12 protein-coding genes, 1 tRNA gene and 2 pseudogenes are annotated in these 13,334 nt (G+C 58.2%); 8 read left to right on the forward strand and 7 right to left on the reverse strand.

The window, feature by feature from the left end:
* Positions 1–33: 33 nt before the first annotated feature.
* Together apbC and GKE73_RS24835 are read right to left on the reverse strand one after the other, a co-directional pair.
* Positions 34–1,011, reverse strand: a complete 978-nt coding sequence (gene apbC / locus GKE73_RS13325) for an iron-sulfur cluster carrier protein ApbC (protein ID WP_312854446.1) — start codon at positions 1,009–1,011, stop codon at positions 34–36.
* Positions 945–1,202 carry an iron-sulfur cluster assembly protein gene (locus GKE73_RS24835; protein ID WP_312854447.1) on the reverse strand — a complete coding sequence of 86 codons (258 nt, stop codon included), beginning with the start codon at positions 1,200–1,202 and terminating at the stop codon, positions 945–947. Before GKE73_RS24835 ends, apbC begins: the two co-directional genes overlap by 67 nt.
* Positions 1,203–1,451: 249 nt before the next feature.
* Between GKE73_RS24835 and metG the strand changes: the two are divergent.
* From metG to GKE73_RS13345, 3 genes and pseudogenes are all read left to right on the forward strand, one after another.
* Positions 1,452–3,554: pseudogene (gene metG / locus GKE73_RS23580) on the forward strand (methionine--tRNA ligase).
* 232 nt (positions 3,555–3,786) lie between these two features.
* Positions 3,787–3,972 (forward strand): hypothetical protein, encoded by a 186-nt coding sequence (locus GKE73_RS13340; protein ID WP_230370389.1) that lies wholly within the window; start codon positions 3,787–3,789, stop codon positions 3,970–3,972.
* Positions 3,973–4,438: 466 nt separating this feature from the next.
* Positions 4,439–4,515 (forward strand) — tRNA-Met (locus GKE73_RS13345).
* 74 nt (positions 4,516–4,589) lie between these two features.
* Here GKE73_RS13345 and GKE73_RS13350 read toward each other — a convergent pair.
* Positions 4,590–5,075 (reverse strand): zinc-binding dehydrogenase, encoded by a 486-nt coding sequence (locus GKE73_RS13350; protein WP_230370390.1) that lies wholly within the window; start codon positions 5,073–5,075, stop codon positions 4,590–4,592.
* Between GKE73_RS13350 and GKE73_RS13355 the strand changes: the two genes are divergently transcribed.
* On the forward strand, positions 5,065–5,205 hold the full coding sequence (locus tag GKE73_RS13355; RefSeq protein ID WP_230370391.1) for a hypothetical protein: 141 nt from the start codon (positions 5,065–5,067) through the stop codon (positions 5,203–5,205). The genes GKE73_RS13350 and GKE73_RS13355 overlap by 11 nt on opposite strands.
* Before the next feature lie 85 nt (positions 5,206–5,290).
* On the opposite strand, the gene GKE73_RS13360 is transcribed toward GKE73_RS13355, so the two are convergent.
* A complete protein-coding gene (locus GKE73_RS13360) occupies positions 5,291–5,692 on the reverse strand; it encodes an alcohol dehydrogenase catalytic domain-containing protein (protein ID WP_230370392.1) in 402 nt (133 codons plus the stop codon).
* A 340-nt stretch (positions 5,693–6,032) separates the two neighbouring features.
* Here GKE73_RS13360 and GKE73_RS13365 point away from each other — a divergent pair, with 340 nt between their 5' ends.
* Complete coding sequence (locus tag GKE73_RS13365; protein WP_230370393.1) at positions 6,033–6,254, forward strand: hypothetical protein; 222 nt, start codon at positions 6,033–6,035, stop codon at positions 6,252–6,254.
* Between the two features lie 66 nt (positions 6,255–6,320).
* Here GKE73_RS13365 and GKE73_RS13370 read toward each other — a convergent pair whose 3' ends face one another.
* Complete coding sequence (locus GKE73_RS13370; protein ID WP_312854448.1) at positions 6,321–7,082, reverse strand: LysR family transcriptional regulator; 762 nt, start codon at positions 7,080–7,082, stop codon at positions 6,321–6,323.
* Between the two features lie 269 nt (positions 7,083–7,351).
* Here GKE73_RS13370 and GKE73_RS13375 point away from each other — a divergent pair.
* Positions 7,352–9,508 (forward strand): annotated as a pseudogene (locus tag GKE73_RS13375) (malate synthase G).
* 380 nt (positions 9,509–9,888) lie between these two features.
* Positions 9,889–10,965, forward strand: a complete 1,077-nt coding sequence (gene bktB, locus GKE73_RS13380; RefSeq protein WP_230370394.1) for a beta-ketothiolase BktB — start codon at positions 9,889–9,891, stop codon at positions 10,963–10,965.
* A 46-nt stretch (positions 10,966–11,011) separates the two neighbouring features.
* Here the strand turns inward: bktB and GKE73_RS23585 are convergent, their stop codons facing one another.
* Both GKE73_RS23585 and GKE73_RS23590 read right to left on the reverse strand, forming a co-directional pair.
* Positions 11,012–11,608 carry a LysR family transcriptional regulator gene (locus GKE73_RS23585; RefSeq protein WP_312854449.1) on the reverse strand — a complete coding sequence of 199 codons (597 nt, stop codon included), beginning with the start codon at positions 11,606–11,608 and terminating at the stop codon, positions 11,012–11,014.
* Positions 11,497–11,862: a LysR family transcriptional regulator gene (locus GKE73_RS23590; RefSeq protein WP_280954929.1), complete on the reverse strand. Its 366-nt coding sequence runs from the start codon at positions 11,860–11,862 to the stop codon at positions 11,497–11,499. Before GKE73_RS23590 ends, GKE73_RS23585 begins: the two co-directional genes overlap by 112 nt.
* Before the next feature lie 205 nt (positions 11,863–12,067).
* Here GKE73_RS23590 and lysA point away from each other — a divergent pair, with 205 nt between their 5' ends.
* A complete protein-coding gene (lysA, locus tag GKE73_RS13390) occupies positions 12,068–13,303 on the forward strand; it encodes a diaminopimelate decarboxylase (RefSeq protein ID WP_230370395.1) in 1,236 nt (411 codons plus the stop codon).
* The last annotated feature ends 31 nt before the right edge of the window (positions 13,304–13,334 follow it).

Raw genomic sequence — 13,334 nt, forward strand, 5'->3', positions numbered from 1 at the left:
GATAACCCGCCAGGCCGGAGTCGAACATTGCAATCATGTTCTGGTTCTAGTTGTTCTGAATGACGATCTTGGGGAATTTGCTGGAAAAGTCCTGCGCTTTTTCGCCGACACGAATGGCCACGCGGCGGGCAATCGCCTTGTAGAGATCGGCCACTTTGCCTTCCGGTTCGGCCACCACGCTCGGCTTTGTAAGCATCCACGGCCTGACGGATGCCGATATCCAGCGGTAGCGAACCCGAGGACTTCCACGCCATAGTCGGCAGCCATCTTGGTCGCGCCGCCTTCGCCGAAAATGTGTTCGGCATGACCGCAATTCGAGCAGATATGGATCGCCATGTTTTCCACCAGCCCCAGAATGGGCACGCCCACTTTCTGGAACATGGTCACGCCCTTGCGCGCATCCAGCAAGGCAATATCCTGCGGCGTGGTGACGATTACCGCACCGGTGACCGGTACTTTTTGCGCCAGCGTCAGTTGTACGTCACCGGTACCCGGCGGCATGTCGATGACCAGATAATCCAGATTGTCCCACTGGGTATCGTTGAGTAGCTGCTGCAAGGCCTGGCTGACCATCGGGCCACGCCACACCATGGCCTGATCGTTGTCGACCAGATAGCCTATCGACATGGTCTGGATGCCGTAGTTTTCCACCGGTTTCAGATGCTTGCCATCCGGTGTTTCCGGACGTTGGCCTTGCAGTCCCAGCATCAACGGTTGCGAAGGGCCGTAGATATCGGCATCCAGCAAGCCGACCCGCGCGCCTTCGGCGGCCAGCGCCAGCGCCAGGTTGACGGCCGTGGTGGATTTACCGACGCCGCCCTTGCCCGATGCCACGGCGATGATGTTTTTCACGCCCGGCAGCAACGGCACGCCGCGCTGCGCCGCATGGCTGGTGATCTGGCTGCTGACCCGAATCTCCAGTTGGCGACCTTCGGCCAACGGTGTCAGGGCGGTTTCAAAGGCCGTCCGTACCGCGGCGAACTGGCTTTGGGCCGGGTAGGCCAGTACCACGTCCAGCGCCGGGTGTGCTCGCTTATCTGGATGTTCTTGACGTTCTTGGCGGCCACGTAACTCTTGCCGGTATGCGGGTCGGTCAGCGCGTTCAGCGCCGCCAGAATGGAAGTATCGGTCAGTGCCATGATGTCGGATGGGGTATCAGTGTCGGACTTGTTGCCGAACAGTCGGGTCAGTTTGGAAAGCATGCTGGTTGGGGCCGGTGGACATACCCGACTATCTTAATCGATTTTGTCGCCGACCGGCTGGCCCGTTTGCGCACCTCTTGCGGCGGGCCGCCCGCTGTCCACACCGCTTGGACGTTGCCATCGGGCAATGGTTCGCCGCATGTACCCGCCGTTTCGGCCAACCTTGAGCCGATCAAGACGGTAGCCGTGACCGCAAGCGGCCTGAGGCCCTATAATCGTGCGCTTGAGATTGCCAACAGAGATAGACTGATGACCAAACGCAAGATTCTGGTGACGAGCGCGCTGCCTTATGCCAACGGCGCCATTCATCTGGGCCACATGGTGGAGCACATTCAGACCGACGTGTGGGTTCGCTTCCAGAAAATGCGCGGCCATGACTGCCATTACGTTTGTGCCGACGATACCCATGGCACGCCGATCATGCTGGCTGCCGAAAAACAGGGGATTTCGCCTGAGGCGCTGATCGAACGGGTCAAGGCCGAGCATCTGGCCGATTTCACCGGCTTCCATATCGGTTACGACAACTACTACAGCACCAACAGCCCGGAAAACAAACATTTCTCGGCCCACATCTACAACACGCTCAAGGCCAGCGGCAAGATCGTGTCGCGCACCATCGAGCAACTGTACGATCCGGAAAAGCAAATGTTTCTGCCCGACCGTTTCGTCAAGGGCGAATGTCCCAAGTGCGGCGCGGCCGACCAGTACGGCGACAACTGCGAAAAATGTGGCGCCACCTACAGCCCGACCGAACTGAAAAATCCGTACTCCGCCGTTTCTGGCGCCAAGCCGGTACTGAAAACGTCCGAACACTATTTCTTCCGTCTGGGCGACTGCGCCGATTTCCTCAAGGAATGGACGGCAGGCGCCAGCGTGCGCGGCGATGGCGTGACCCAGCAGCACCTGCAACCGGAATCCCTCAACAAGATGAATGAGTGGATCGAAGGCGGTTTGCAGGACTGGGATATCAGCCGCGATGCACCGTACTTCGGCTTTGAAATTCCGGGGGCACCGGGCAAGTATTTCTATGTCTGGCTGGATGCGCCGATCGGCTACATGGCCAGCTTCAAGAACCTGTGTGACCGCATCGGCGTTGATTTTGACGACTATCTGCGGCCGGATTCCGATGCCGAGATGTACCACTTCATCGGCAAGGACATCCTGTACTTCCACGCCCTGTTCTGGCTTAAGCCATGCTGCAATACGCCGGTTATCGCGCCCCGACCGGCGTGTTTGCCCACGGCTTCCTCACCGTCGACGGCCACAAGATGTCCAAGTCGCGCGGCACCTTCATCACCGCCAAGTCCTATCTCGATTGCGGGCTGAACCCGGAATGGATGCGTTATTACATTGCTTAAGCAAACTCAATGCCCGTATCGAAGATATCGACCTGAGTCTGGACGACTTCGTGGCGCGTGTTAACTCCGATCTGGTAGGCAAATTTGTCAACATCGCCAGCCGTGCCGCCGGTTTCATTACCAAACGTTTTGGCGGCCAATTGTCCGAGCGCGTCAGCGAAAGCGCGCTGGCAAGCCCAAGCTGTATGGCCGCACAGTGCGAACATCCGTTGTTGCAGCAGCTCTCCGCCAGCAGCGCCAGCCGGCCGCTGCGTACGAAGCGCGCGAATACGCCAAGGCCCTGCGTGACATCATGGCGTTGGCCGACGAAGTGAACGCCTATGTCGATGCCAACAAGCCGTGGGAACTGGCCAAGCAGGAAGGGCAGGATGCCCGGTTGCAGGACGTCTGCACGGTGCTCATCAACGCCTTCCGTATTCTGGCCATTTACCTCAAGCCGGTATTGCCCAAGTTGGCCGAAAATGTGGAAGCCTTCCTCAATATCGCACCGCTGCAATGGGACGATGCCCAAACGCTGCTGCTGGGACACCGTATCAACGCTTATCAGCACCTGATGCAGCGTATCGACCCGACACTGATTGAAAAACTGATCGAAGCGAACAAGCAAAGCATGGAACAAACTGCACCGGAAACCGCCGCCACCTATGAGCCGCTGGCTGAAACCATCAAGATCGATGACTTTGCCAAGCTCGACCTGCGCATTGGCACCGTGCTGGAGTGCAAGCTGGTAGAAGGCTCCGACAAGCTGCTGCAATTTACTGTCGACCTCGGTTTTGAAACGCGCAACATCTTCTCCGGAATTCGCAAAGCCTATGCCGAACCGGAAAAACTGGTCGGCCGTCAGGTGGTTGTAGTGGCCAATTTGGCCGAACGCAAAATGCGTTTTGGCATCTCGCAAGGCATGATTGTTTGTGCCTCGGGCACCGATGACAGCGCGGGCTTGTTCCTGTTGGACGTGGATGCCGGTGCCAAACCGGGGATGCGTATCAGCTAATAGCTTGATGGCCGTCAAGTTTGGCCGCAAAACAACGCCCCACAAACCGCCATGGCTTGTGGGGCGTTGTTTTTTATGAAATTCTAGCCCGTCATCGACTTGTCATTAACTGTTGCTACAGTAGCGGCCATGACAACGGTTGATATAAATTTTTAGTGCATATTTTTTATAACGTGCTATCTTAATAGATCAAACAGTTATTTTTGATAAAAAGAAAAAGGAAATCGAAAAAATGGAAATCTCTCAATTGAAACCCGGCCATACGGTGCTGGAACATAAAGAATGTGGTGAACAAGTGCATTACGAAGTAGTCAGCATCCGCCGGGTCGGGCGCATGTTCGAAGTCACCTTCAAGTCGGTGATGGGGCTGGCCAGTGCGTTGTATCCGGCCAATGCCTTTATTCCGGTAGCCGCCTGATCGCGCAACATCTTCTGCTTAAGGCTTGCGAGCCTGCCAATCAAATCACCCCGCCATGCTGCGGGGTTCTGTTTTTCTGCGGCAGCTGGTGTGGTTTACCCGGTGGAACGATAGGCAAAAAAATGGGCCGCAAAAAAGCGGCCCGAAGTTCCGTGATGAACACAATGGAGAACGACAACAAAGCACTTGCTAACAACAATCCGTCACGCTAAAAGGAGTGTGGTCTATCCGTCTCGGAAGTTTCCGGTGACGCTGCGATTGGGGTCGATTCAGCGTCGGACGAGATCACGGAATCAAGACTAACCGGACTTTGTTGGCGAGGTGTGTCGCCAGATGGCCGCTCTGTTAATAATTGTGTCGTGGCGCCCGTCCAGAAAACCCGGCTATTGGGTTGACAGCACCAGATCGAGGCGGTATTATCCGCTCCTCCTTACGAAACATCTGTTTCGGCAAGACAAAATTCAGACGCGGGGTGGAGCAGTCTGGTAGCTCGTCGGGCTCATAACCCGAAGGTCGTAGGTTCAAATCCTGCCCCCGCAACCAATAAAGCAAAGGCTTATCGCATGGCGATAAGCCTTTGTTGCATTCCGCCTCGGGTTTTGTGGCTTTAGGTCCGCTCAGTTCGGTTTGATCGCTACCTTCAGCACACCGTCCCGTTGATGGCCAAACAGATCGTAGGCGGCAACGATATCATCCAGCTTGTAGTGATGTGTCACCAGCACGCCCAGATCGACACGGCCGGATTCCACCACATTGAGCAGACGGCGCATGCGTTCCTTGCCGCCGGGACACAGCGCGGTGTTGATCTTGTGATCGCCCAGCCCGGCGGCGAAAGCCGACAGTGGAATGGTCAGATCACTGGAGTACACGCCCGTGCTGGACAAGGTGCCTCCCGGTTTCAGGCTGCGCAGTGCCGATTCAAACGTAGCCTGTGTGCCCAGCGCCTCGATCGCGGCATCCACGCCGCGGCCCCCGGTAATCTTCATGATTTCATCGACTACATCGCAGCTCTTGAAGTTGAGCGTGACATCGGCGCCCATGGTTTTGGCGATTTCCAGACGGTGGTCGTTGCCATCCACGGCAATAATGGTGGTGGCGCCCATTAGCCGCGCGCTTAAGAGTGGCGCACAGGCCGATCGGGCCTTGGGCAAAGATCACGACGATATCGCCAATCTTGATATTGGCATTTTCCGCGCCCTTGAAACCGGTGGACATGATGTCCGGGCACATTAGCACTTGCTCATCGCTCAGGCCGTCGGGGATGGGGGCGAGGTTGGCCTGCGCATCGGGCACCAATACGTATTCGGCTTGCGTGCCATCAATCAGGTTGCCAAACCGCCAGCCAGCGGTGGCCTTGTAGCCGTGGCAGCCGCATTGCCCGCTGGGGACCAGATAGCTGCCGTCTTGCGACGGGTAGCCATCCTGACTGGCGTAGGAGGTGAAACTGGGGCAAATGGCGCTTAGCGATGACGCGCTGGCCTTCGGTGTAACCCTGTACGGCACTGCCCAGCTTTTCGATCACGCCGACCGGTTCGTGGCCAATGGTCAGCCCTTTGGCCACCGGGTATTCGCCCTTCAGAATGTGGATGTCGGTACCGCAAATCGTGGTGGTGGTAATGCGCACCAAGGCGTCATTCGGCCCGACGTCGGGAATGGGTTTGTCGGCTAATTCAATGCGACCGGGTTCAACAAATACGGCAGCTTTCATCATGGCGGACATGAATGTCTCCTCTGCTTAGTGGGCTGGCTGGGATGTTCGGCCAACCTCTGGTTTGCCTTGGCGCTGGCCGTACGCACGCTTGGGCCGCTGCACCGGTATCAAGATGTCACTCCACGTTTTCCTAATATTCTAGATAACTGTAGTTGATAGGTGGCTTGATGTGAGGAGGATTTGGCTGAGGGCTGCCAATTGCTACAGATCTGGCTCTGTGTAGCTGAGTGAGGGAATGGATTTTGTTGGTGATCAAGCCGAATGGCGGTGCGAAGGGTACGGCATGAGTGTGTGTCTATAGTTAAGTGTAATAAACCCGCGTACGCCAGAATAAGCAGGAGACAGCGACATGCCATCATCCAGATTGCCCGTCAGTAGTGACAGTGATGAAGCGATTCGTGAATGGGCGCGGCAGATGGGCAAAGCCAATATGCCCAAGGCTTTTGTTTATCTGGGCGATGCGCCACGCCCGGGGCAGCAGCTGATGGCGGTGATTCACTATGATCGTCCCGGGCAACCGGTGGAAAGGATATGCAAGCCGATCACTGAACTGCCGCCGGGCAAGGGCTAACCGGTTTTCCTTTGCAGTGCTACGGCGACGGCAGAACCGGGCGGGCGCAGCATCTGGTCGACGGTGTTATTCCCAATAGCCCGTGCTGGTATAAACCGAGCGTAGATGCTCGATGAACAGCCGGACCCGGCTGGGCAGGTATTTGCGTTGGGCCACCACGGCATACACCGGGTAATCCGGCGATGAATAGCGATCCAGTACCGTCACCAGTCGTCCTTGGGTTAGGTCGTCCTTCACTTCCCACAACGAGCGCCACGCCAGCCCCAGTCCTTGCAGTGCCCAGTCGTGCAGGACGGCACCGTCGTTGCATTCCAGCGTGCCACGCACTTTCAGGTTGACCAATTGCCCATCCATCTTGAAGGTCCAGCCGCGGCTTTGGCTTTCTCCCAACGACAGGCAATCGTGCTGATCCAGATCGGCCGGGGTTTTGGGCATGCCGTGTTGTGCCAGATAAGCCGGAGATGCCACCACGACGCGGCGGTTTTCGGCCAACCTGACGGCCACCAGCGAGGAGTCTTCCAGATCGGAAATCCGGATGGCGCAGTCGATGCGGTCGCGGGCGAGGTCGACCAGCCGGTCGGATAAGTCCAGCGTGACGCGGATATCCGGATACAGGCGCTGAAAGCTGGCCACGTGTGGTGCCACATGGCGGCGGCCAAAGTAAGCCGGTGCCGACAGCCGCAAGTGGCCGCGTGCACGCGCGCTACCGCTGGCGACCGCCGATTCTGCCTCGCGCAAATCCAGCAAAATGCGCTGGCAATCTTCGTAAAAAGCACTGCCTTCCTGAGTCAGGGCGATACGGCGGGTGGTGCGCACCAGCAGTTTCACCCCCAGCCGGTGCTCCAGACTGTCCAGTCGACGGCCGATGATGGCTTAGCACGACGTTTTCCTGACGGGCCGCCGCTGATAGACTGCCAAGATTAACGACAGAAACAAAAGTTTCCAGCTGCTTCAGGATGTCCATTGGCTAACAAAAAGTAAAAAATGTTATGGCATTTTAGCGCTTTTTCCGCCACATCGACATCAGTAAACTGGCTGCCATACCTTTAGTAAACCGGCGCGCTGTCTGCGCATTGATTAGTGAAGAGAACCACGTTATGACCGCACGTACTCAGAGCCATCGTCTCCAAGTTGCTTCTAACCTGCACGCCTTCATCGAGCAGGAAGTTTTGCCGGGTACCGGCATCGAATCTGCTGCCTTCTGGCAGGGTTTTGATGCGCTGGTGCATGATCTGGCACCGAAAAACCGCGCCCTGTTGGCCGAACGTGACCGTTTGCAAACCGAAATCGATGCCCGGCACCGTCAAAACCCGGGCCCGATCGCTGACATGGCCGCCTACAAGGCATTCCTGACCTCCATCGGCTATCTGCGTCCGGTACCGGCCGACGTCAAGATCGAAACCAGCAACATCGATGTTGAAATTGCAGCACAAGCTGGCCCGCAGTTGGTCGTTCCGGTGATGAATGCCCGTTATGCCCTGAACGCCGCCAACGCGCGCTGGGGTAGCCTGTACGATGCCCTGTACGGTTCCGATGCCATCAGCGAAGACGACGGCGCCACCCGTGCCGGTGGTTATAACTCGGTGCGCGGCGCCAAGGTGATTGCTTTTGGCCGCGACTTCCTCGACCAGTCCGCGCCGCTGGCGCAAGGCTCGCATCACCAGGCTACCGCTTACACCGTGAGCAATGGTCAACTGGTGGTAACGCTGCAAGACGGCAGCAACACCGGTCTGAAACAGCCGGAACTGTTTGTTGGCTATAACGGCGATGCCGCTGCACCGACCTCTCTGTTGCTCAAGCATCACGGCCTGCATTTTGAACTGCAGATCGACAAGAGCAACCCGGTTGGCGCGCAGGATCTGGCTGGTGTCAAAGACATCGTGATGGAAGCTGCCATTACCACCATCATGGACTGCGAAGACTCCGTCGCCGCCGTCGATGCTGACGACAAAGTGATCGTATACCGCAACTGGCTGGGCCTGATGAAGGGCGATCTGGCGGAAGAAGTGTCGAAAAACGGCAAGACTTTCACCCGTCGCATGAACCCGGACCGCCAGTACAAGGCGGCTAATGGTGGCGAATTGTCGCTGCATGGCCGTAGCTTCATGTTTATCCGTAACGTTGGCCACCTGATGACCAACCCGGCGATCTTGGATGGCGAAGGCCGCGAGATTCCGGAAGGCATCATGGATGCCGTCGTGACCACGCTGATCGCCCTGCATGACCAGCAGCGCAAGGGTAACTCGCGCACCGGCTCGATCTACATCGTTAAGCCGAAAATGCATGGCCCGGACGAAGTGGCCTTTGCCAACGAACTGTTCGGCCAAGTAGAAAAACTGCTGGGCCTGCTTAACTTACACCGTCAAGCTGGGCATCATGGACGAAGAACGCCGCACCAGTGTCAACCTGCAAGCGTGTATCGCTGCTGCCCGCCATCGCGTGGCCTTCATCAACACCGGTTTCCTTGACCGTACCGGTGATGAAATGCACACCGCCATGGAAGCCCGATGATCCGCAAGGGCGACATCAAGAAGTCCAAGTGGATTGCCGCCTACGAACGCAGCAACGTACAAGTGGGCCTGAACTGCGGTCTGCGTGGCCACGCCCAGATCGGTAAGGGCATGTGGGCCATGCCGGACCTGATGGCCGAAATGCTGAAGCAGAAGATCGGCCACCCGAAAGCCGGTGCCAACACCGCCCGGGTTCCGTCCCCGACCGCTGCTGTGCTGCACGCGCTGCACTACCATGAAGTCAACGTTGAAGAAGTTCAGCGTAGCCCGGAAGGCCAGACCATTGACGTGCTGGATGATCTGCTGACCATTCCGGTCGCCGCTAACCCGAGCTGGTCGGCCGAAGAAATTCAGGAAGAGCTGGACAACAACGCGCAAGGTATTCTGGGTTATGTGGTGCGCTGGATTGACCAGGGCGTGGGTTGCTCCAAGGTGCCGGACATCCACAACATCGCCTTGATGGAAGACCGCGCTACGCTGCGTATCTCCAGCCAGCACATTGCCAACTGGCTGCGTCACGGTATCGTGACCGAGGCGCAAGTGATGGAAACCATGCAGCGCATGGCCGCTGTGGTGGATCAGCAGAACGCCGGTGATGCTGCTTACAAGAACATGGCTGGCAATTTCGACAGCTCCATCGCCTTCAAGGCAGCGTGCGATCTGGTGTTCAAGGGCTGCGCCCAGCCGTCTGGCTACACCGAACCGTTGCTGCACGCTTGGCGTCAGGTAGCCAAGGCTCAGTAATCCTGCCTTGGATAACCAAGTTGCAAGCGCCCCTGTGGGGGCGCTTTTTTATTGACCGCGAACAGGGCCAGCCGTACTGGTGGAGGGTGAACCCGGGCTGGGCTTGCATGGCACATGGCGGTTTCGGCCAACCCCGGTTGGGTTTCCTGTTTGCATATTTTGATCAAGCGCTTGTCTGATTAATGGTATGGTTACTGTCTGGGCGGTTACACCCGTGGTGTGATGACGCCATGCACAAACGCGAGTTACAGCGTACACAAGAGGGAGCAACTAAATGAGCAATCGTGAAATCGTGGTATTGAGCGCGGTACGTTCTGCCGTGGGGACGTTTGGCGGCGGGCTGAGCCATCTGGAGCTAAGCCGAGCTGGGTGGTCTGGTGATGAAGGAAGCGGTACAGCGCTCCGGCGTGGACCCGCAGCAAATCAACTATGTCACGGTGGGTAACTGTATTCCGACCGAGGCGCGCTATGCCTATGTTGCCCGTCTGGCATCGATTCAGGCCGGTTTGCCGATGGAATCGGTGGCCATGGCGGTGAACCGGTTGTGCAGCTCCGGTTTGCAGGCCATTGTCTCCAGCGCTCAGGCGATCATGCTGGGCGATTGTGATTATGGTATTGGCGGTGGCGTGGAAGTGATGTCGCGCGGTGGCTATTTGCTGCCGCAACTGCGCAACGGCGCCCGCATGGGTGACGTCAAGGCGCTGGACATGATGACCAGCACGCTGACTGACCCGTTTGGCGTTGGCCACATGGGCGTAACGGCAGAAAACCTGGTGGAAAAGTGGGGGCTGACGCGTGAAGAGCAGGATGCTCTGGCGCTGGAATCGCAACGACGTGCCGCCGTGGCCATTGCCGAAGGCCGTTTTGTCTCGCAGATCGTGCCGATCGTGACGCAGACCCGCAAGGGCGAAATGGTCTTCGATACCGATGAGCATCCGCGCGAAACCTCAATGGAAGCACTGGCCAAAATGAAACCGGCCTTCAAGAAAGACGGTTCGGTGACGGCTGGCAACGCCTCCGGCATTAATGATGGCGCTTCGTTCTTTGTGCTGGCGGCGGCCGATGCCGCGGCGCAGGCCGGTTATGCGCCGATGGCGCGGCTGGTGTCGTATGCCGTGGCCGGTGTGCCCAACCACATCATGGGTGAAGGCCCGATCCCGGCCACGCAAATGGCATTGAAACGTGCCGGGCTGTCGCTGGCGCAGATGGATGTGATCGAATCCAACGAAGCCTTTGCGGCTCAGGCGTTGGCCGTGAGCAAGGGGCTGGGGCTGGATCCGGCCAAGACCAACCCGAATGGTGGTGCCATTGCGCTGGGCCATCCGGTGGGCGCGAGCGGGGCGGTGATTGCCACCAAGGCGCTGTACGAGTTGCAGCGTATTCAGGGTCGTTATGCGCTGGTGACCATGTGCATTGGCGGCGGTCAGGGTATTGCCGTGATCTTCGAGCGGCTCTGATCTGCACGTTGGTAGCGTTAAAAAGCGGCCCGGGTGGCCGCTTTTTTCATGCCTGTTCGTCCAGTTGCTGTCGCAGCCGTTGGCGCAGGGTCTCCACGCCCTGATGCAGGCTGGCGACAAAGTGCTCGACCAGCGGTGAGGCCGGGCGGTGCAGCGGGCGGATCATCTGCACGGTAAACGGGATCGACTGGCTCAAGCGCCGCATCACCAAGCCTTGCCCGGCGTAATCCAGCGCGGAGAGCGGGTTGACGATGGCGATGCCGATGCCTTGACGCACCATGGCGCAGACTGAGGCGGCACTATGCGTTTCCAGCACCAGCCGCCGTTGCACGCCATGCCGGGCAAACAGCTCATCCACCTGCTGGCGGTAAATGTCGGTGGCAGACAGGCTGATGAAAGGTTGGCCGAAAAAGTCCTGCGGTTGCAACACGGCATAGGCCGCCAGCGGATGGTCTTGCGGCAGCACGCACACCTCGTCTTCGCAAAACAGCTGGCTGGCGCTGGTGTCGGCTGGCGGATGGCTGCTTTCGGTCAGGCCCAGATCATGGCGTTGGGCTGCCAGCCATTCTTCCAGCAGCGGCGACTCCTGTGGCGTGATGCTGATGCCAACATTGGGATAGCGTTGCAAAAACGGTTGGCACACGGTGGGCAGCAGCGATTGGGAAAACTAAGCAGGCAGGCAATGGCTAACTGGCCCTGTTCATGCAGGCGGATCGACTGCGCCGTGCTGACGATGCGTTCCAACCCAAAATAGGAGCGCTGCACTTCTTCAAACAGCAGCAAAGCCTGTGCCGTGGGGCGCAGCCGCCCGCGCCGCCGCTCAAACAGTACCAAGCCGGAGAGTTGCTCGAACCGCGCCAGTTCACGGCTGATGGTGGGCTGTGAGGTATGCAGCAAGGCGGCGGCGTCGGTAACACCTGCTTAAGCCGTCATGACTGCGCGGAAGATTTCGACATGGCGGAGGGAAATGCTCATTGCCGGGTTGGCCGAAAAGGTAAAGCCATATCATAAATGAAAGAGATGGCGATAAATTGATATTTTATTTTTGTACCCGGCGACGGCATGATGCAGGCTGTTATTCGACGATTCAGGATCTGGTGACATGAACCCGTTCTCTTCCCAGCAGTTGGCCACGTTGGCCGAAAAATATGGTGCCCCGCTGTGGGTATACAGCGCCGAAGTGATCCGTGAGCGCATCAGCCAGCTCAAGGCCTTTGACGTGATCCGCTATGCACAAAAGGCTAACTCCAACACCCACATCCTGCGCCTGATGCGTGAGCAGGGCGTGATGGTGGATGCAGTGTCGCTGGGGGAAATCGAGCGGGCAGCCAAGGCGGGTTATCAACTGGCATCCGGTGAGCCGTCCGAAGTGGTGTTTACCGCCGACGTGCTGGATCGCGCCACGCTGCAACGCGTGGTGGCCGACAACATCGTGGTCAATGCTGGCTCCATCGACATGCTGCACCAGCTGGGCGAATTGTCACCCGGCCATCGCGTGTGGTTGCGCGTGAACCCGGGCTTTGGTCATGGCCACAGCAACAAGACCAATACCGGTGGCGAAAACAGCAAGCATGGTATCTGGCATGGCGATATCCAGCAGGCGCTGACGGTGATCCGCCAGTACGGCCTGAAACTGGTGGGCTTGCACATGCACATCGGTTCCGGCGTGGATTACAGCCATCTGCAGCAGGTGTGCGGGGCCATGGTGCAGTTGGTGGCGAGTCTTGGTGAAGACCTTGAGGCGATTTCTGCCGGTGGTGGCTTGTCGATTCCTTATCGTCAGGGCGAGCCGCGTATCGATATCGATCACTACTTCACGCTGTGGGATGCCGCGCGCAAACAGATCGAACAGCAACTGGGTCATGCGGTACGGCTGGAAATCGAACCGGGTCGTTTCCTGGTGGCCGAATCGGGTGTGCTGCTGACCGAGGTGCGCGCTGCCAAGAACATGGGACGCCAGCATTTTGTGCTGGTGGATGCCTACTTCAATGACCTGATGCGCCCGTCGATGTATGGCAGTTACCACGAGATTTCGGTACTGGGGCATGACGCGCAAGAGCCGTTGCTGCCAACCGTGGTAGCCGGGCCGTTGTGTGAATCCGGTGACGTGTTTACCCAGCAGGAAGGTGGCGTGGTGGAAACCCGACTGCTGCCGGAAGCAAAAGTCGGCGACTTGCTGGTGCTGCATGATGCCGGGGCGTATGGCGCCACCATGTCGTCCAACTACAACAGCCGCCCGCTGTTGGCCGAAGTACTGGTGGACGGAGCGCAGGATCGTCTGATCCGCCGCCGTCAGACCATTGGCGAGCTGCTGTCGCTGGAGGATGTGGCCGCCTGAGCGTTGCCGGGGCCGTGCACACAAAAAAGCC

This window comes from Paludibacterium denitrificans (assembly GCF_009707705.1).
GTDB classification, from domain to species: Bacteria; Pseudomonadota; Gammaproteobacteria; order Burkholderiales; family Chromobacteriaceae; genus Paludibacterium_A; species Paludibacterium_A denitrificans.

Bases quoted from the DNA above. Each gene is read 5' to 3' on its own strand.
- bktB (WP_230370394.1), top strand. From the start codon at position 9,889: ATGAAGGAAGCGGTACAGCGCTCCGGCGTGGACCCGCAGCAAATCAAC.
- GKE73_RS24835 (WP_312854447.1), bottom strand. From the start codon at position 1,202: ATGCTTTCCAAACTGACCCGACTGTTCGGCAACAAGTCCGACACTGAT.
- GKE73_RS13360 (WP_230370392.1), bottom strand. From the start codon at position 5,692: ATGTCCGCCATGATGAAAGCTGCCGTATTTGTTGAACCCGGTCGCATT.
- GKE73_RS13340 (WP_230370389.1), top strand. From the start codon at position 3,787: ATGGAAATCTCTCAATTGAAACCCGGCCATACGGTGCTGGAACATAAA.
- GKE73_RS13365 (WP_230370393.1), top strand. From the start codon at position 6,033: ATGCCATCATCCAGATTGCCCGTCAGTAGTGACAGTGATGAAGCGATT.
- lysA (WP_230370395.1), top strand. From the start codon at position 12,068: ATGAACCCGTTCTCTTCCCAGCAGTTGGCCACGTTGGCCGAAAAATAT.
- GKE73_RS13350 (WP_230370390.1), bottom strand. From the start codon at position 5,075: ATGGGCGCCACCACCATTATTGCCGTGGATGGCAACGACCACCGTCTG.